The organism is Paenibacillus sp. Marseille-Q9583 (assembly GCF_976954365.1).
The window spans coordinates 32,774-50,311 of the sequence record NZ_CDRJTB010000050.1; the positions used below are offsets into that span (position 1 = coordinate 32,774).

Annotated in this window: 15 protein-coding genes; 12 read left to right on the top strand and 3 right to left on the bottom strand. The window is 45.5% G+C overall.

Annotated elements, in window-relative coordinates; genetic code table 11:
* Positions 1-23: 23 nt before the first annotated feature.
* Positions 24-698, bottom strand: a complete 675-nt coding sequence (locus ACWNM1_RS20765) for an SOS response-associated peptidase (protein ID WP_449602480.1) — start codon at positions 696-698, stop codon at positions 24-26.
* Positions 699-824: 126 nt separating this feature from the next.
* Here ACWNM1_RS20765 and ACWNM1_RS20770 point away from each other — a divergent pair, with 126 nt between their 5' ends.
* The 6 genes from ACWNM1_RS20770 (at position 825) to leuS (ending at position 7,777) form a co-directional block, all read left to right on the top strand.
* The gene (locus ACWNM1_RS20770) at positions 825-1,274 is read left to right on the top strand and encodes a DUF523 domain-containing protein (protein ID WP_449602492.1); all 450 of its coding nucleotides are present in this window, start codon (positions 825-827) and stop codon (positions 1,272-1,274) included.
* Positions 1,275-1,504: 230 nt separating this feature from the next.
* Positions 1,505-2,650, top strand: a complete 1,146-nt coding sequence (locus ACWNM1_RS20775; protein ID WP_449602481.1) for a cysteine desulfurase family protein — start codon at positions 1,505-1,507, stop codon at positions 2,648-2,650.
* A gap of 99 nt (positions 2,651-2,749) precedes the next feature.
* Positions 2,750-3,271 carry a PRC-barrel domain-containing protein gene (locus ACWNM1_RS20780; protein WP_042191050.1) on the top strand — a complete coding sequence of 174 codons (522 nt, stop codon included), beginning with the start codon at positions 2,750-2,752 and terminating at the stop codon, positions 3,269-3,271.
* 14 nt (positions 3,272-3,285) lie between these two features.
* A complete protein-coding gene (locus ACWNM1_RS20785; protein WP_036677557.1) occupies positions 3,286-3,495 on the top strand; it encodes a hypothetical protein in 210 nt (69 codons plus the stop codon).
* A gap of 246 nt (positions 3,496-3,741) precedes the next feature.
* Positions 3,742-4,809, top strand: a complete 1,068-nt coding sequence (locus tag ACWNM1_RS20790) for an AI-2E family transporter (RefSeq protein WP_449602482.1) — start codon at positions 3,742-3,744, stop codon at positions 4,807-4,809.
* Between the two features lie 517 nt (positions 4,810-5,326).
* Positions 5,327-7,777 carry a leucine--tRNA ligase gene (leuS, locus tag ACWNM1_RS20795; protein ID WP_449602483.1) on the top strand — a complete coding sequence of 817 codons (2,451 nt, stop codon included), beginning with the start codon at positions 5,327-5,329 and terminating at the stop codon, positions 7,775-7,777.
* Between the two features lie 59 nt (positions 7,778-7,836).
* Here the strand turns inward: leuS and comER are convergent, their stop codons facing one another.
* Positions 7,837-8,688, bottom strand: a complete 852-nt coding sequence (gene comER / locus ACWNM1_RS20800) for a late competence protein ComER (protein WP_449602484.1) — start codon at positions 8,686-8,688, stop codon at positions 7,837-7,839.
* A 186-nt stretch (positions 8,689-8,874) separates the two neighbouring features.
* Here comER and ACWNM1_RS20805 point away from each other — a divergent pair, with 186 nt between their 5' ends.
* From ACWNM1_RS20805 to ACWNM1_RS20830, 6 genes are all read left to right on the top strand, one after another.
* Entirely contained in the window at positions 8,875-9,516 is a 642-nt protein-coding gene (locus ACWNM1_RS20805) for a ComEA family DNA-binding protein (RefSeq protein WP_449602485.1), read from the top strand.
* Positions 9,517-9,631: 115 nt separating this feature from the next.
* Entirely contained in the window at positions 9,632-10,150 is a 519-nt protein-coding gene (locus ACWNM1_RS20810; RefSeq protein ID WP_042191041.1) for a deoxycytidylate deaminase, read from the top strand.
* A 116-nt stretch (positions 10,151-10,266) separates the two neighbouring features.
* Positions 10,267-12,945 carry a ComEC/Rec2 family competence protein gene (locus tag ACWNM1_RS20815; protein ID WP_449602486.1) on the top strand — a complete coding sequence of 893 codons (2,679 nt, stop codon included), beginning with the start codon at positions 10,267-10,269 and terminating at the stop codon, positions 12,943-12,945.
* 200 nt (positions 12,946-13,145) lie between these two features.
* Positions 13,146-13,685, top strand: coding sequence for an RNA polymerase sigma factor (locus ACWNM1_RS20820; protein ID WP_449602487.1), 540 nt, complete (start codon positions 13,146-13,148; stop codon positions 13,683-13,685).
* Positions 13,682-14,800 (top strand): hypothetical protein, encoded by a 1,119-nt coding sequence (locus tag ACWNM1_RS20825; RefSeq protein WP_449602488.1) that lies wholly within the window; start codon positions 13,682-13,684, stop codon positions 14,798-14,800. The genes ACWNM1_RS20820 and ACWNM1_RS20825 overlap by 4 nt, the downstream gene beginning before the upstream one ends.
* Positions 14,801-14,873: 73 nt before the next feature.
* A complete protein-coding gene (locus tag ACWNM1_RS20830; RefSeq protein WP_449602489.1) occupies positions 14,874-15,890 on the top strand; it encodes a LacI family DNA-binding transcriptional regulator in 1,017 nt (338 codons plus the stop codon).
* A 587-nt stretch (positions 15,891-16,477) separates the two neighbouring features.
* Here ACWNM1_RS20830 and ACWNM1_RS20835 read toward each other — a convergent pair.
* The gene (locus tag ACWNM1_RS20835) at positions 16,478-17,428 is read right to left on the bottom strand and encodes a sugar kinase (RefSeq protein WP_449602490.1); all 951 of its coding nucleotides are present in this window, start codon (positions 17,426-17,428) and stop codon (positions 16,478-16,480) included.
* Positions 17,429-17,538 lie beyond the last annotated feature (110 nt).

Below are 17,538 nucleotides of genomic sequence, written 5' to 3' on the forward strand. Positions count from 1 at the left end.
ATCTTACGTTATAAATTATCCTTCTATTTCTGTGCCTCTTCAATTAATTCCTTCGCATCATTCCGAACATTTCCGACAGATGTGGAAACTGGATAGGTTCTCATTAGTTGTTGATCATACGGTTTCAGGAGCTTTATTAGAGAGATAGTGTCCTGATTGCCCCGATCCAGCCATTCTGTCTCATCCTCAGGCTTCAAAATAACCGGCATGCGATTATGGATTTCAGCCATAAGCTCGTTCGGAGTAGTCGTTATAATCGTGCAGGTACTTAGTTTATTCCCCTCAGGGTCCATCCAAATATCATATAGTCCGGCCATAGAGAAAATACCTCCATCGCGCATCACGATCCGCATGGGCTGTTTGCTGCTGCCCTGCACCTTCCATTCGTAGAAGCCGTCAGATGGGATGATGCAGCGGCGTGAGCTTACTAAGCGCTTGAAAGAAGGCTTCTCCAGCAGCGATTCTGCCCGGGCATTGATCATTTTACTGCCGATTTTGTCATCCTTTGCCCATGAAGGAACCAGGCCCCAACGCAGTTCCCCAAGCTTATTGCTGGAACCTGTATGAATGACTGCCGGAATTTGCTGCATGGGCGCGGCGTTATATTTAGGGGCATAGTGGATAATGGTTGAATCATTCGCAAAATATCTGATCATCAACTCTTCCATAGTGACGGTTATTGTATAGCGTCCGCACATTATTTACACTCCCCAGGTCAGTAGATTAGAAGTTCACTCCGTTTACAGCTTAATTTCATCATGTTATGCTCGGAATATTTCTTATTATAAACGAAGCGGAATGAATGAAGAAAGAGGTGCTCATTGGTGATTTTGGTAAGCTCTTGTCTAGCTGGCATGAAGGTGAGATATAATGGTACGGATTGTTTGGATGAGAAAATTCAGAAGCTTTTGAATGAGAATCAAGCGATTGCTGTGTGTCCAGAATTGCTGGGAGGATTCTCAACGCCTAGAGAACCAGCCGAAATCATTGGTGGGAATGGTGAGGATGTACTGGCAGGGACGGCTAAAGTAGTAGATCGATCAGGTACAGATGTTACAGATATGTATTTAGAGGGTGCTTATATTACGCTTGCAAAAGCCCGAGAGGTATCAGCTACGATGGTAGTGCTTAAAGAAAACAGTCCTTCTTGCGGCAGCAGTATGATTTATAATGGGGAATTCAAGGGGAAGAAGATAGCCGGAAACGGCGTTACTACAGCTTTACTTAGAAAAAATGGCATTGAGGTAACCTCTGAAGAGAACTGGCTACTATAATCCTAGCTTTCATAGGGAAATGATTACAATATTGTGTTCTTTCGCTTGTGGAAAACTCACTTCTCGCGCGGTATAATTTAATAGTTCCAAGTATAAACGCCTTCGGCGTCCTTTTTAGGACGGTTAGCGTTTAAGCGAGAAATATAAGGATAATGTATAATGTGAAACTTATACCTTCTTATATTTTTAGAAGAACTAGTTTCCTATACTCTAGAAGCGGAGAAATGAATATGAAATCCATCTATTTGGACCACGCCGCATCAACCCCGGTTCATCCCGAGGTGGCTAAGGTCATGCTGAATATAATGACAGAACAATACGGAAATGCATCGAGTGTACATCAGTTCGGGCGTTCAGCTAAAAGAATATTGAACGGGGCGCGCGATAATATCGCCGCCTTTTTGGGCTGTTCACCTGACGAGTGGGTGTTCACTGGAGGCGGCACCGAGAGCGACAATTTAGCGCTCTATGGAGCAGCAGCTGCAGTTTCCCATAAAGGAAGACATATTATCACCACCCAGATCGAGCATCATGCAGTGTTACATACCTGCGAAGAGCTAGAGAAGGAAGGCTTCAAAGTTACCTATCTCCCTGTGGATTCGACGGGCAGGGTATCTGTTACAGACGTAGAGGCTGCATTGCAGGAAGACACGGTGTTGATCAGCGTAATGTATGCCAATAATGAAGTCGGCACCGTTCAGCCTATCCAGGAGATTGGTCAGCTTGCTAGAAAACGGGGAATTCTGTTCCATGTAGATGCTGTACAAGCTCTAGGTGCACTCCCTATTACACTCCGAGAGCTTCCAGTAGATTACATGAGCTTTACTGCTCATAAGATCAATGGGCCTCAAGGGATCGGTGGTTTATACGTTCGAAGCGGAGCGCCACTGCATCCAAGACTTCATGGCGGCCTTCAGGAGCGCGGCAGACGTGCCGGAACGGAGAATCTAGCCGGAGCAGCTGGGTTTGCCAAAGCCGTTGAAATAGCGGTTAAGGGGCTGTCAGAACGTCAACAGAATATGAAGCTCCTACGCAGTAGACTACTCGAGGAGCTGGATACTCTGATTGGACGGGAGCGTTACTCGCTTAACGGTAATACCGAGGAGTTTTTGCCTAGTATTCTGAATTTGAGCTTCCCAGGGGCTGGGACAGATGTTATGCTGATGAACCTGGATATGGAGGGAATTGCGGCAGCAAGTGGTTCGGCTTGCACCTCAGGATCCCTGGAAATATCTCATGTTCTGAAAGCAATGGGACTTCCCCAAAATATTTTGGAGTCTGCGATTCGATTTAGTATCGGTTTGGGTAATACTACTGAAGAAATCGAGTACGTTGCTCGAAAAGTTGAAACCATTTTGAATCGCCTACGTAAATGAGACTAGTTACTCTAGGTTTCGATCTGTATGTGGGCGATTCGGGCTTTTGGCTTTCTGAGAACTCGTAAGTACACTCAAAGTGAGGGGACCGAGGCAGCCATGAGACTACAAGATCTGATCGGCTTGGCTGTATTTGAAGTTGAAGAGGGGAATGAAATCGGCAAGATTGTCGATATCCTACTCGATTCAAACTGGAATATTACGGGTATTGAACTGGAAAGCAAATCTTTTTTTGGTGGCCATGTGAAATTTGTGGCATGGAAAGATATTGTGGCCTACGGCGAGGATGCTGTCATGATTCGTAGTAAAGAGTCGATTGATAAGACAGATGCTGATCATATACCTTGTACTTTTCTACTAGGAAAGAACAAACTTAAGGATTTGAAAGTACTGACTACAACTGGAACTATACTTGGACGAATATCTGATGTTTATTTTGACCAAAAGTTGGGAAACACAATAGGAGCGCTGGAAATCAGTGACGGGCTTGTGACTGATTTGATCGAAGGCCGCAAATGGCTGCCTTGTTCTGATGAGATGTCCATTGGTGAGAATGCTCTAATGGTTCCTGCAATGAGCGAAGAACGGCTACAAAAAGCCATTAATATTGTTAACGGATAGGTGGAATGTATTATATGAAGTGTCCAAACTGTAACTCCAAAGATATCGGAAAGATTGGTTCCCACCAGTTCTATTGCTGGGGCTGTTTCATTGAATTGACGGTAAACGGCGAGAAAATGTCGGTGTATCAAGTTGAAGAAGATGGCACACTCAGCTCGTTGGATGATCTCTTCTCCGGGGATGATATGACTCAGGATTTCCCGCAAATTCATGCGTCGTCTTAACTATGAATCTTGCTTTGTAAGCAAGAATGATCTATGTACTTAAAGCGTCAATCTCCTTTCAGCTGAAATCAGCTGCAGGGTTATTGACGCTTTTTTTGGGGTTCCCCGCAAAGTACCTGAATCAGCATCAAAGCAAAAGCATCACTTTGTGGGGTTATTTTGTGTGCTTGATGGTTATTTTGCTGCGGCCATACATATACTTATTTACGAAGCTAGTCCAGGCTACAGTCGCAGGAGGGTACACTCATGGAGCAATGGTCCCAAAGTAAGTGGTTCCGCTGGATGATCGGAGTGCTGCTCTCCCTGATCATTTTGTATTTCGTTTGGTTGCTTCGTCCAATGCTGCAGGGGATATTTGTATTTTTGAAGGCAATCTTCGCTCCATTTCTGGCAGCTATGATTATATCTTACGTGCTGAATCCCGTCGTTAGTATGCTGGCCGGACGGAAGATGCCGCGTAGTGTAGCTGTTCTACTTATATATGCAGTATTCCTAACGGCGATTGCAGTGATCGCAATTAACCTTATCCCGATGTTTATTGAGCAGCTTGAAGAGTTGAATGAACATTTGCCAGAGATGACGCTGCAAGCCCAAGGGCTGATGCGACATATGAATTCTAGACTAATCCCGCCCGGGGTCGAGATGGGGATGAACAACTGGTTTTTCCAACTGGAAAGTCGTCTCGCCGAAGGAATTTCTAATTTTCTCGATAATATAGGGACAACGATTAATGTGCTGTTCAATGCTTTCATCGTACCGTTTCTAGTGTTCTATATTCTGAAGGATTTTGATGTGTTTGAGCGGACAGTGGTTTCTTGTCTGCCCCGCGCACGCCGTAAGTCTATTGTAACTTTGTTAAAAGATATCGATGATGCACTCGGCAACTACATTCGTGGACAGTTTTTGGTCTGCATTATTATAGGTGTACTTGCTTATATCGGTTATGCCATCATCGGAATGCCATATGCTTTACTGTTTGCCAGTGTGGTGGCAGTGTTCAATATTGTTCCGTATATGGGTCCCTTTTTGGGGGCTGCACCAGCCATTGTGATGGCTTCGACTGTTTCATTTCGTTTAGTGCTGTTGGTTGCAGTGGTTAACACAGTGTGCCAAATCGTGGAAAGTAACATTATTTCACCACAGGTGGTGGGAAAGAAGCTGCATTTGCATCCGCTGCTCATTATTTTTGCGCTTCTGGTTGGCGGTGAATTGGCGGGAATGATCGGACTTATCCTTGCTGTACCGTTCTTCGCGGCTGCAAAAGTCGTTATTCAACACTTTATGACGTATTTAATCAAACGAAAACCCGTATAAATAGGGTAAAACATTGACTATAGTCAACAGTTTTGTATATAATGTTGGGGAATATTACTGATGATCAGTCGGTATATATAGTTGATCGATGATGAGGAGTATTAATTCTATACCGTTATTGCAGAGAGCCGGCACTAAGGTGCGAGCCGGTTAACGGAACGGAGTGAACTCACCTCGGAGTAACGGCGCAAGTTTCAGGATATCCACTAGACATAATGGATGTCCTAGGTGAACCGCCGTCGCCTCACCCCCGCTAAAGGGTGCAAAGTGAGTGGCAGAATAAAGTATATTCAGCCGCTAACTAGGGTGGTACCACGGGAATTATAACCTCTCGTCCCTAGCGATAATACGCTAGGGATGGGAGGTTTTTTTGTAAATATAAGAGGGTATAGGTTTCACGAAATACTTCATGTCTTATATTTCTCGCATAAACGCTTATAGTCCTTATAAGGATGCCGATGGCAGTTTATGCTTGGTTAAGAAATCTAAGTAGTAACACTCCAAGGAGGAGCAGACAATGAGCGACAATCAAACAAACAGTATACCTGCCGGCGGTTACCGGGCGCAGGCTATTGAGCCTAAGTGGCAAAAGTTCTGGGATGAGAACAAAAGTTTTAAGACAGGTGAAGATCCAACCAAACCGAATTTCTATGCACTGGATATGTTCCCGTACCCTTCAGGAGCAGGACTGCACGTAGGTCATCCAGAAGGCTACACAGCAACGGATATCGTATCCCGTTACAAACGGATGCGTGGTTTTAACGTGCTGCACCCAATGGGCTGGGATGCTTTTGGACTTCCTGCAGAGCAGTATGCAATGGATACAGGTCAGCATCCACGTGATTTTACAGATAAGAACATCGATAATTTCCGTCGTCAGATCAAATCGCTGGGTTTCTCCTACGACTGGGATCGTGAGATCAGCACTACAGATCCAGATTATTACAAATGGACGCAGTGGATTTTCATCCAGTTGTACAACAAAGGCTTGGCTTATGTAGCAGAAGTACCTGTTAACTGGTGCGAGGCACTGGGTACAGTACTTGCCAACGAAGAAGTTATTGATGGTAAAAGTGAGCGCGGAGGACATCCGGTTGTCCGCAAACCGATGCGTCAGTGGATTCTGAGAATTACTGAATATGCTGAGCGTCTGCTTGAAGATCTGGAAGAGCTGGATTGGTCTGAAAGCATCAAGGATATGCAGCGGAACTGGATCGGCAAATCCACAGGTGCAGAAGTGAACTTTGAAATTGAAGGTCACGATGCTAGCCTGACCGTGTTTACAACACGTCCAGATACATTGTTCGGAGCGAGCTACTGTGTATTAGCACCAGAGCATGAACTGGTTGATGCTATTACAACAGAAGCACAACGTGTAGCGATTGCAGAATATCGTGTGAAAGCTTCCCATAAGAGCGATCTGGAACGTACAGATTTGGCAAAAGAGAAGAGCGGTGTATTCACGGGTGCGTATGCAATCAATCCTGTGAATGGCGCTAAGGCACCCATCTGGATTGCAGATTATGTACTTGCAGGATATGGAACGGGTGCGATCATGGCGGTTCCAGGTCACGATACACGCGACTGGGAATTTGCTAAACAATTCGGCCTGAATATCGTGGAAGTCGTACAAGGTGGCAACGTTGAAGAGGAGGCGTATTCCGGAGACGGACCGCATGTCAATTCTGATTTCTTGAATGGGCTTAAGAATGAAGAAGCGATTGCGAAGATAATTGCTTGGCTGGAAGAGAAAGGCGTAGGTAAAGGTAAAGTAACCTATCGTCTGCGTGATTGGCTGTTCAGCCGTCAACGCTACTGGGGAGAGCCGATTCCAATTCTGCATCTGGAAGACGGTACAATGAAGACTGTTCCGGTTGATCAGCTGCCACTGGTACTGCCTGATGTAGATGCGATCAAACCATCGGGTACTGGGGAGTCTCCACTTGCTAATGTAACAGAGTGGGTGGAAACGATCGATCCTGAGACTGGTATGAAGGCTCGCCGTGAGACCAACACCATGCCGCAATGGGCGGGCAGCTGCTGGTACTACCTGCGTTATATTGATCCGAAAAACGATCAAGAGCTGTGCTCCCCTGAGAAGCAAAAAGCATGGCTTCCAGTGGATCTGTACATTGGCGGAGCGGAGCATGCCGTACTTCACTTGCTCTATGCACGTTTCTGGCACAAGGTGCTTTATGATATCGGCGTAGTGGAAACGAAAGAGCCTTTCCATAAGCTGGTTAACCAAGGCATGATTCTTGGAAATAATAATGAAAAAATGAGTAAATCACGCGGAAATGTCATCAACCCAGATGAAATTGTTGAAGCTTTCGGAGCAGATACATTGCGTGTCTATGAAATGTTTATGGGCCCTCTGGAAGCAACCAAACCTTGGAATGAAAAGGGTGTTGAAGGGGTCCACCGGTTCTTGTCCCGTGTATGGCGCCTGTTCGTGAATGAGGAAGGTAAGCTCAATTCCAAAATCACAGCAGATGGCGGTACGGAAGAGTTCAAACGTACTTGGCACAAAACGATTAAGAAAGTCACTGAGGATTTCGAACATCTGCGTTTCAATACGGCGATTAGCCAGTTGATGATTTTCATTAACGATGCCTACAAGCAAGAAACCTTGTCCCATGAAGCTGCCGAACACTTTGTGCAAATGTTATCACCACTGGCGCCGCATATTGCTGAAGAGCTGTGGCAACTGCTTGGTCATGAAGGAAGCATCAGCTACGTGGCTTGGCCAACTTATGATGAAGCATGGACAGTCGATGCTGAGGTTGAAATCGTTATTCAAGTTAATGGTAAAATCGTACAACGCGCCCTGATTCCGCTGGATATGGGTCAGGAAGAAATGCAAGCTCATGCGCTGTCACTTCCTAATGTGAGTGCAGCTGTAGAAGGTAAAACCGTACGCAAGATTATTGCGGTTCCTGGCAAGCTTGTAAATATTGTAGTGGGTTAAGCGAAGAACGCAATTCTGCCCGCAGCATCGGAGAAATCCGTGCTGCGGGCTTTGTTGTTCTAACGATCTTTAGGACCCTGATTAATAGTGTCGTGTCCGAATAGCTCATCAAGCTTAATAACATCCTCATCATATTTATCATGCGTTGTCGTGATGAGGCGCTCAAATACACCATCTAGACTAGTACGTAAGTGGTTTAACGCTTCTGCGGTAATGCCACCGCGAACAGCGACCCGTTCTTGAAGCTCTTGCGGGGTAAACTCCCCTTCTGTCAGCAATTTGCCTGTTCCAAGCAGCATTTCACCAGCGAGACGGCTGATTAATGTCTCTTCAATTCCAGTGGCCTCAACGGCTGCTTCTATCCAGCGCTCAATGAAATAGCTTAAGAACGCAGGTCCACAGCTGGAGAAATCAGAAGCGATTCGGGTATGTGCTTCTTGGATTTCCAAGGGAACACCTATGAAAGACAACAGCTGTAGCAGTACAAGCCTGTCTTCTTTATTAAGCCTGCTGCCAAATATGCACAGTGAAGTCCCACTCTTGACGCAGTGCGTAATGCTTGGGATGATCTTGGCAATTTTGGACGGCAAAGCGGATTCCAGATGATGCAATTGAACTGGACTTGTAATGGATACGACAATTTGCTCACTCCGGAGACATGAGCCGATCTCATCTGTTAATGTTTTAAATTCAAGTGGCTTTACGCATAAAAAAACGATATCACTTCCTAACGCTGTCTCCCTATTGCTTCCGCAAATGGAAATGCCGGGGTGACGCTTCTCAAGCTCCAGCAGCTTGTTCAGGCTGCGGTTGCTGGCAAGCACATCACACGGTTCTAGCGCTCCGGAAGAAAGAAAGGCGTCGATCAGCAGGCTGCCCATGCTGCCTGTTCCGATAAATCCTACTTTCACCTGTGGTTCCTCCTTTCTAGCATTGCTTTTTACTAACTGACATGAATTCTCTTCGTTATATGTATGCAGGATAGCCTTGGACAAATGACAGGTTTTGTATGAATTATTAAAGGGAATTCCAATTAAAGGAATGTATGAAGATTCACAAAAAAGTATAGGACGAATTTTCGTGAGGGGGATCGCATTTTGAATAAAGGGAATATAGTGCTCGCAGTGGTTGTAGCTCTACTGGGTGGTGGGTTGCTATGGTCTGCAGGGAGCAAGGGGGATTCCGGCATTGCCGGATGGGAAACCTTGAATGCAAGCATGGAACAGGCGATTGGAGTTGCTGAGCCAGACGAAGCTTCGGCTACAGAGGGCAAAGTGGGAGGCCAGCAGACGAAGGTAGATAAGCAAAGTGCTGGGAAAGTTACAGTGGGAGCCGAAGACACTATGAAGACTGATGCTTCTGGGAAAACTGATAGTGCTGGAAAGGCTGAAGTTAGTGATAAGTCTGATGCTGCTCAGAAGGTGAAGGATACTGCACAAGTAGATCATGCTGTCCCGACTCCAGTAGATGAAAAGGGAACAACAACAGTTACTGGAGAGAATGCTTTGGAGGCGCTTGAGGTTACCACGTCAGTCGCTTCACAGGAAGGTAAAATAAATGTGAACACTGCGGGTGCTAAGGAGCTGATGGACCTCCCGGGCATCGGAGAGAAGAAGGCTCAGACTATAATCGATTACCGCAATCGTGAAGGGGCTTTTCGTAGTCTGTCAGATTTGGGGAAGGTGAAGGGGATCGGGCCCAAAATGCTGGAAAAGCTAAAGCCTTTAGTAATATTTTGAAGATAAAAGGGTATTGAAGGTACTGTTGAATGTGCTACAACCGTTGTCTTAGTGAATACTTGCGGGGATGTGTTACAATAGTTAACAACTATTTAGAAGGATATGGAGATTGATTATGACTGCTGCTTATCGTAAAGACTGGGATACTTACTTCATGGACATTGCCTGCATGGTCTCAACTCGTTCACGCTGTAATCGCCGACATGTGGGTGCTGTGCTGGTACAAGGCAAGAAGTTGCTAGGAACAGCGTACAACGGGGCGCCAATGGGCGTACCTGATTGTTCAGAGGCAGGCTGCATGCTCTCGGAGCAATATGAAATGGAAATCGTGGATGGCGTAGAGACAATGGTGAAGAAACAGCGCTGTATTCGCACGATTCATGCGGAACAGAATCTATTGCTATTTACAGACCGAATCGATCGGGAAGGCAGTACCGTCTATGTGACAGATGAGCCTTGCTGGACCTGCGCTAATATGCTGGCGAACAGTGGTATCGTGGAAATCGTGTATTACCGACCTTACCGTAAGGATATGGAAAAGGTTGAAGCGATGATGGCTGCCAAGGGTATCATATTTCGTCAATTGGAGAACTATGAGCCGCCAAGTGAAACGATGATTAAAGTATCGGAATAGCTGATCTGTATAACACCAATTTAATAAGATGGCTTGAGGAAGAACCTCTCGTGCGCTTTTATGGCGTATACAGAGGTTCTTTTTTTGTATCCAGTATTGTGAAAGGGGATCGGCGCGTGAAGGAAAGACCCTTGTTAAGCTTTACAGTATGTTGGGTGGCTGGAAGCGCAGCGGCTTGCTTAAGCTCAGGGAACGGACTGCTATTAGCGTGGGCTGGATTAATATTTTTACTGGTAAGTCTGAGGGTGTGGGGAGCAGTAAGTTGGAAATACATAGCCGTGTTGTGTTTATCCGTTTCTTTAGCGGCTGGATATTGGGAGTGGAACGAAGCTCGCAATATTAGCGGAATTCCTGAAGCGCTGGGTAGCACGATTGCAGAGCTGAATGGGAGCCCCGTGGAAGCTAGAGGCAAGATCATTTCCGTCGTGGAACGGGATGGGGATCGGATTGATTTTATAATGAAGCTCTCACATATGAACCTGCTTGCAGAAGGGGATGAAAAATCATCTGATCCAGTGGAAGAGCAGGGTGAAGAGGGGGAGGGTGAGTTAATCGCAGTTCAGATCAAACTTCTGGCTGAGCAAGAAATTGCTGTCGCTGCGGAGTGGCGAAGAGGGGATGAGGTGCTTCTTAATGGCGTGCTGGAAGAGCCGGCAGTAGCGCGTAATTTTGGAGGCTTCGATTATCGTGCTTATTTACATACGAAGAAGATTCAGTGGCTATTGAAGGGGCAGGGAGCGGGAAATGTAAGGGTAAACGTGCCGGATTCATGGAGTCCGTTTACGATTCTTCGCTTAAATGACAGCATGCGAACGGCCCTTGGGGCAGAGCTGGACCAACTTTTTCAAGGACGCCACTCTGGGTATATGAAGGGCTTAATCATTGGGATGCAGGATGATCTCGATCCGGATACCTTTAAGCAGTTCTCTCAGCTCGGTTTGACGCATATTCTCGCCATTTCAGGTATGCATGTAGCGGTGTATGTAGGCGTTCTTTTATTTCTGTTCAGACGCTTACGCCTGACAAAAGAGACCGCACTAACGCTCACTTTCTTACTCGTTCCGGTATACGTCCTCTTGTCTGGTGCGGGTCCGTCCATTGTGCGTGCGGGGCTGATGAGTATGATTGCCTTGCTCGCTGCACGAGTTGGGATGCTGAAGGATGGACTGAATATTTTGGCGGCATCGGCACTGGTTATGTTGATCTGGAATCCTTATATGCTGCTCAGTGTCAGCTTCCAGCTGTCTTTTCTGGTGACCCTGGGCTTGATGGTATACGTTCCGCTTATGAATCCTCTTTTGAGCATACTGCCACGCTGGCTTAAAGGTGCGGTCTCTGTGACGTTAGTGGCCCAATTAGTTTCTTTCCCGCTCACGATTTATTATTTTAATCAGTTTTCGCTACTGTCCTTTGTCGCCAATTTGGTCTTTGTACCTTTTATTACCTTTGTAGTATTGCCGCTAGGGACGTTTGCGCTACTGCTTGGACGACTGTGGGAAGATGCCGCAAAAGTTCTGGCACATGTTACGGAGCTGCTGAATAACTTTACTTTTTACGCTGTGGAGTGGATCAATGAATTTGCTGGTGGAGTCTTGATTTGGGGCTCGCCTTCATTGCTGTGGATCGGGGTTTACTATATTTTGTTGTATGGTCTGCTGTATGTTGCCAAGCTAAGAAAGGAAGCTCGTTCTGCACCGCAATATATGGAGGATGAGACGAGACCTTTAGCGGAGGCTGGTTTATCTGTGAACAGTCACGGTGGGTTTGGGAGAGTGGGGAATGCACAGATTGCTATTGGTGCTTCGATGGTTGGACGCTGGAGCGGAGCGATTGTTCTACTATTAGCAGTTGGGCTGGGGATGTTGCTGTATAGGGGTTATCAGTCGGATAGTCAAGCAGGTAGAGGTACAATTAGTTATCTGGATATCGGACAAGGTGACAGCATTCTTATCACTACACCGAGCGGAGCACACATTCTAGTGGACGGTGGTGGAACCTTAAACTTTGGTCAAAAAGAAGAGTGGCGCGTTCGACGAAGTCCGTTCGAGGTTGGAGCTAAAGTGCTGGTGCCTCTGCTGAAAAAACGTGGAATCCACCGTTTAGATGTCATTATTTTGACTCATGGAGATCAGGATCATGCCGGAGGTCTCCAAGCCGTGTTGGAAGAGATTCCGGTTTCGGCGTTGCTTTTTAATGGAACGTTAGTTGATCGCGAGTTTTATATGGGGATGATGAGGACTGCACTAGAGAGGGATGTTCAGTTGTATGCTGTGCATCAAGGAATGACCCTTTCCCCGGATGACAAGACGGAGCTGTCCTTTTTATGGCCGGAGGGAAGGGATGGAGAAGTGTCGGGTACTCCTTATCAGAATGGCATTCCTCTACTGGAAGACCAGAACCACGATTCGGTAGCTTTTCGCTTAGAGATGAATGGTAGGAACTTTCTATTCACCGGAGATATGGATCTGGACGCCGAGGAGGAGATTGTAGAGCAGGCTAAGCAAAAGGGGATCAGCGCTGGACCTGTCATTGATGTGCTGAAGGTGGCTCACCATGGGAGCAAGACATCCTCTGGCGAAACTTGGCTTGACTTCTGGAAGCCTGCAGCAGCGGTGATTTCTGCGGGTGTCAATAATCTGTATGGTCACCCGAAAGCTGAGGTATTGGAGCGATTGCAAGATAACCAAGCATCTATATTCCGGACGGATCAGCAGGGGGAGATACAGATGCGGGTGCGGGCGGAGGGGGTTGAAGTGCGATATAAGTTGGTGGAGGCATTGCAATTTGTGCAATAGAAAGCTATTTACAGATATATCCAGATCTCCCCAATCCGACACGCGAGCACCACTGATGACGTTTAAGCGTTCATCGGTGGTGCTTTTTAATAGACAGATATAGAGATTATGCTGTTAAGTAATATATGGCCTAATTATTTATTTTAAAGGGAACTTTTTCAAGTTTGGAAAGTCTTATTAGGCAAGGGGTGAGACGAAACATGCTAAGCGAAGATATGCCATATGCAGAAGCGTATGCGTCCGAAATGACCTTGCGGGAAATGATGGAGGAGTATGGATCGGATGTGTGGAATTATGCTTTTTTCTTAACTAGAAGCCGTGAGCAAGCGAATGATATCAGCCAAGAAGTGTTCTTGAAGGCATATAAAAATGTGGGGAAGTACCGGGGACAATCGTCGATGAAAACTTGGCTACTCACGATTACTAGAAATACTGCCTTCAGTTGGAGCAAAAATAGCTTTTGGCGCAGATTCATACCATTTGGGGATCAACCTGTCACTATAACTGCTCTATCTGCAGAAAGAGAAGCGCTAGGCAATCAGTATGCGAACCGAATCTGGGAAATGATTATGACCCTACCAGATAAGAACAGAGAGGTGCTTGTACTGGATATTCAGCATGGACTATCGATTGCCGAAATGTCTGATTTATTGAATATAGCTCAGGGGACTGTGAAATCTCGTCTCGCGCGGGCGAGAGAGAAGGTTAAGCAAGCCATCCAGAAGGAGGAGAGAGAATGAAAGGCAAAGCTGATAATAGTAATCCAGTGATGATCGGACAGACTGATTGGTATGCACAAGCAGGAAAAAAGCCTTTTATTGAAGATGGCTTTACACCTGAGCTGATGATTCAGATCGAACAGGCTGCTACGCTTAAAAATAAAAATCACAGACGTTATCGAATAAACAAAAGTGTGCTACTGACCAGTGTGGCTATGATTTTGTTGATAGGTGCACTTAACTTGCCTATAGGCGCATGGAAGAGTCATGGTCCAGTCCAATCTTCATCGGTGCAGTCACAAGCTGCAGGGATACTACCTTCTTCTGCTCCTGCTACTAATGACAAAGCGTTAGAGCCTCCGACAAGTCCAGCAGAGTTTGAGATTAGCGGTAAGAGATATTACATGCCTTTGCCAATGAGCAGAGATAAGAGCAAAGCATATGCGGTTGAGACAACAGCGGGAATCCTCTGGTCGCCGCCACCTCCGATGGTGGACTACAAGAAGCCAAAGTACACACATCCTACAGAACCGTACTCCCTTTACCTGAGCTCGAAGGACCAGACGGAACTATTGGCTTCATCGGCTACTAGGATATATACTTTTCCTCTTTATGCGGGAAGTGCAAGTACGTATCAATATTTAGGTGGAATTTATGGAGCGGGAGATTATATTCTATTCTCTTCCTACCAAAAGACTCTTGGTGTAGGAATGTATGAGGAGGGTAAACTTTCAACGCTTAATGTTAAAAAAGCAGCAGCAGGGGAAACTGTGGTTCCGATTGATCTTAAATCCTTAGATATTACAATATTAGATTACAAGTCGATCATTGCTGTTGATAAGGAGAATGAGCAACTCATTTTTAGTTACCTAGAATACCCGGTAGATAAGACATACCAAGACAAAACAGTTCTTTATGATCTGGAGACCTTAAGCATTCAAACACCAGCATCAGCCATAGGCTTTAAAGAGATTAAGGGAGATGCCTTAACCATGGATTATAAAGTTGACGGTGAGCTATACAAAGCAGATATAATTGCAAAAAGTGGAATGGGGTGGCTGGATGAGAATTGGGCTTTTTTATCGGAAGAGCAACAAAATAAGCTTTATATGGATTATATGAACAATACTCCTTAGTAGATAATTCACCCAATAAAAGCTATACTTTTTGATAAAGTAATTTTCTTTTGAGAAGAGTGGAGCCGAAGTGATGAAGAAGTTAACGATTGATGATGTGGCTCAAAAAGCGGGAGTGTCGAAGAGTACGGTCTCCCAATTTTTGAACAAACGATTTAAATATATGAGTGAAGCGACGAAAAACCGGATCGAGGCTGTGATTGAGGAGCTCAATTATCAACCGAATGGACTTGCGCGCAGTCTGAAACAGAATCGGACGCATATGGTCGGAATCATCGTTGCTAATATCGATTATTCGCTGTCTATTCAATGTATCCGGGCGATCGAGAACGAGCTGCAGCAACACGGGATTCAAGTAATCATATGCAATGCCGATGAGAATGCGGAAAAAGAAAGCAAATACGTCGAAACCTTAGTTGCCCGCCAGGTGGACGGTTTGATTATTTTTCCGACGGGGAACAATCCATCTGCATACAGCCGACTAATAGAGGCGGATTTTCCGTTAGTGTTTATGGATCGTCTGGTAGATGGAATCACTACGCAGAGTTTGCTGCTCGACAATGAAATGGCGGCCAAGATAGGTGTGGGACAGCTTACACAGCAAGGCCATGAGCGAATTGCTCTGGTCACCCTGCCGCTAGGTGAACATGCTATTACCCCTCGTAAAGAGCGGATCAGTGGTTATAAAAAAGCGATGGAAGAAGCGGGCCTAACGCTGCGTGAGGAGTATATTTGTAGTGTGCCAAAAGAGGAACTAGCTGCAGGACTGAGGCGTCTTTTAGCGTTGCCGGACCCTCCGACAGCGCTATTGGCTACGAATGATATCACGCTAGCAGAGATTTTGAAATATGCGAATCGAAATGCCATCGCTATTCCGCAACAATTGTCTGTCATCGGTATAGATGATGCGGAGTTCGCGCAAATTTATAATCCGGTCATTACAACAATTCGTCAGCCTGCTTACGAAATGGGCATGCAAGCTGCTAAGATTATACTCTCTTGTATCGAGGATAAAGGTGCTTCTGTTCCCATCACTTATCGTTTTCCGCCGACCTTGCAACAAGGGCAATCTGTGAAGTCTTATAAATAAGTACAGGCTATAAAAATACAAAGAAATGCCGTTCCACAGTTTGATTATGCTCCCATCATTGTAGCAGTAGAAAATTTTGTTTTTTCTACTCTCTACTATGATGGGAGCACTTCAGTTCAACTGTGAGACGGCATTTTTTATGTGAATTAAAAGAATTGATCAAGGGCTAAATGGCACGGTGTAGCTCAAAGATGCAGATAGTTAACTAAGAGTGAGCGAATTTGAAATTATAGGGAAATGCTCCCTATAATTAATGGGGTTCCGTTTGTTCTCAATGAGTATAGGGAATTCCTCCGTATAAATTCGGATAAAACCCGAAATAAGTCAAAATCCGATGAATTATAAGGAGGTTTTCCCTTTGTTCTTCATTTTATTGACTAAAACGCAAAATTAAAGGGAGGAATTCCCTATACCAGGGATTGAGACTGAGAAGAAGCAGGAAGTGGAACATAAACACCCCAGAAATGCCCCATAAACACCTCAGAAATGCGGACCCCCATTTGTACAACCTATAGTGTTTAATGATGGGATAAGGCTGATCTTGAGCGAATGTCTGGAGGTTGTGAGCCTATTTCAAATCTATGTGCTTAAACCTCCTGCTGCATAAACTTCGCAAGCTCCTCACGGGTCGGAAGTCCATCCATATCGCCAGGCGACATAACGGCTAACGCACCGATCGCATTGCCACGTTTGACGGCCTCAGCAATCGGAAGCTTTTCCAGCATCGCACTGATTACACCAACGGCAAAACCATCACCTGCACCTACGGTATCAACGACCTGCTCTACCTTAAACCCGTCTACATAACCTTCTCCTTCAGCGGATTTATAGTAAGCGCCTTCAGGTCCGAGCTTGATGACGACTAAGCTGACGCCACGCGCCAGATAATAGTCCGCAATCTCTTCTGGCGTACTTAGACCTGTAAGAATCTTGCCTTCACCGAGTCCTGGAAGGAACCAATCACAGCGTGTAGCCAGATCATTGATCGTCTTCACCATCGTTTCTGTATCCGGCCATAAGCTAGGGCGCAGATTTGGATCGAGGGAGACCGTCTTTCCTTGTCGCTTCATAAACTCCATAGCATGAACAGAGAATTCATGACAGCTCTTGGATAAGGCGGCGGAGATACTTGTTACGTGTAAATGTCCTGCAGCATTAAAGTATGCCTCGTCAAAATCAACCAGACTAAGCTTGGAGGCCGCGGAATTTTTACGGAAGTATTCGACTTTAGGATCGCCTGTAACAACCTTTGATTTGATTAACATACCCGTTGAATTTTCTTTAGTAAAAGTAATGTTGGTGGTATCAATGTTCTCTTTCTTCATTGCTTGAGCAATGAAATGACCAAAGTTATCTTCGCCAAGCTTCGTAACATAACCTGTAGGATGATTTAAGCGCGATAAGCCTGTAGCAACATTGCTCTCAGCACCTGCCAACGCTTTGGAGAACGAATATACTTCATGTAGGGGACCCGTTTCATTCGCATAAAACATCGCCATCGGCTCCCCGAAAGTGACGGCATCCAACTGTTTACTCATTTGAGTTCCTCCTAGGGTAATGAATTTATCCCAGTATAATGATGTATAATTTGAAATTATCACATAAATCGGTTTTGTACAATAAAAGATTGATTTTTAATCCAAAAGGT

Coding starts and splice junctions, on each gene's coding strand:
- ACWNM1_RS20820 (WP_449602487.1), top strand. CDS start 13,146: ATGCTAAGCGAAGATATGCCATATGCAGAAGCGTATGCGTCCGAAATG.
- ACWNM1_RS20780 (WP_042191050.1), top strand. CDS start 2,750: ATGAGACTACAAGATCTGATCGGCTTGGCTGTATTTGAAGTTGAAGAG.
- ACWNM1_RS20775 (WP_449602481.1), top strand. CDS start 1,505: ATGAAATCCATCTATTTGGACCACGCCGCATCAACCCCGGTTCATCCC.
- ACWNM1_RS20765 (WP_449602480.1), bottom strand. CDS start 698: ATGTGCGGACGCTATACAATAACCGTCACTATGGAAGAGTTGATGATC.
- ACWNM1_RS20785 (WP_036677557.1), top strand. CDS start 3,286: ATGAAGTGTCCAAACTGTAACTCCAAAGATATCGGAAAGATTGGTTCC.
- ACWNM1_RS20835 (WP_449602490.1), bottom strand. CDS start 17,428: ATGAGTAAACAGTTGGATGCCGTCACTTTCGGGGAGCCGATGGCGATG.
- ACWNM1_RS20790 (WP_449602482.1), top strand. CDS start 3,742: ATGGAGCAATGGTCCCAAAGTAAGTGGTTCCGCTGGATGATCGGAGTG.
- ACWNM1_RS20810 (WP_042191041.1), top strand. CDS start 9,632: ATGACTGCTGCTTATCGTAAAGACTGGGATACTTACTTCATGGACATT.
- leuS (WP_449602483.1), top strand. CDS start 5,327: ATGAGCGACAATCAAACAAACAGTATACCTGCCGGCGGTTACCGGGCG.
- ACWNM1_RS20830 (WP_449602489.1), top strand. CDS start 14,874: ATGAAGAAGTTAACGATTGATGATGTGGCTCAAAAAGCGGGAGTGTCG.
- ACWNM1_RS20825 (WP_449602488.1), top strand. CDS start 13,682: ATGAAAGGCAAAGCTGATAATAGTAATCCAGTGATGATCGGACAGACT.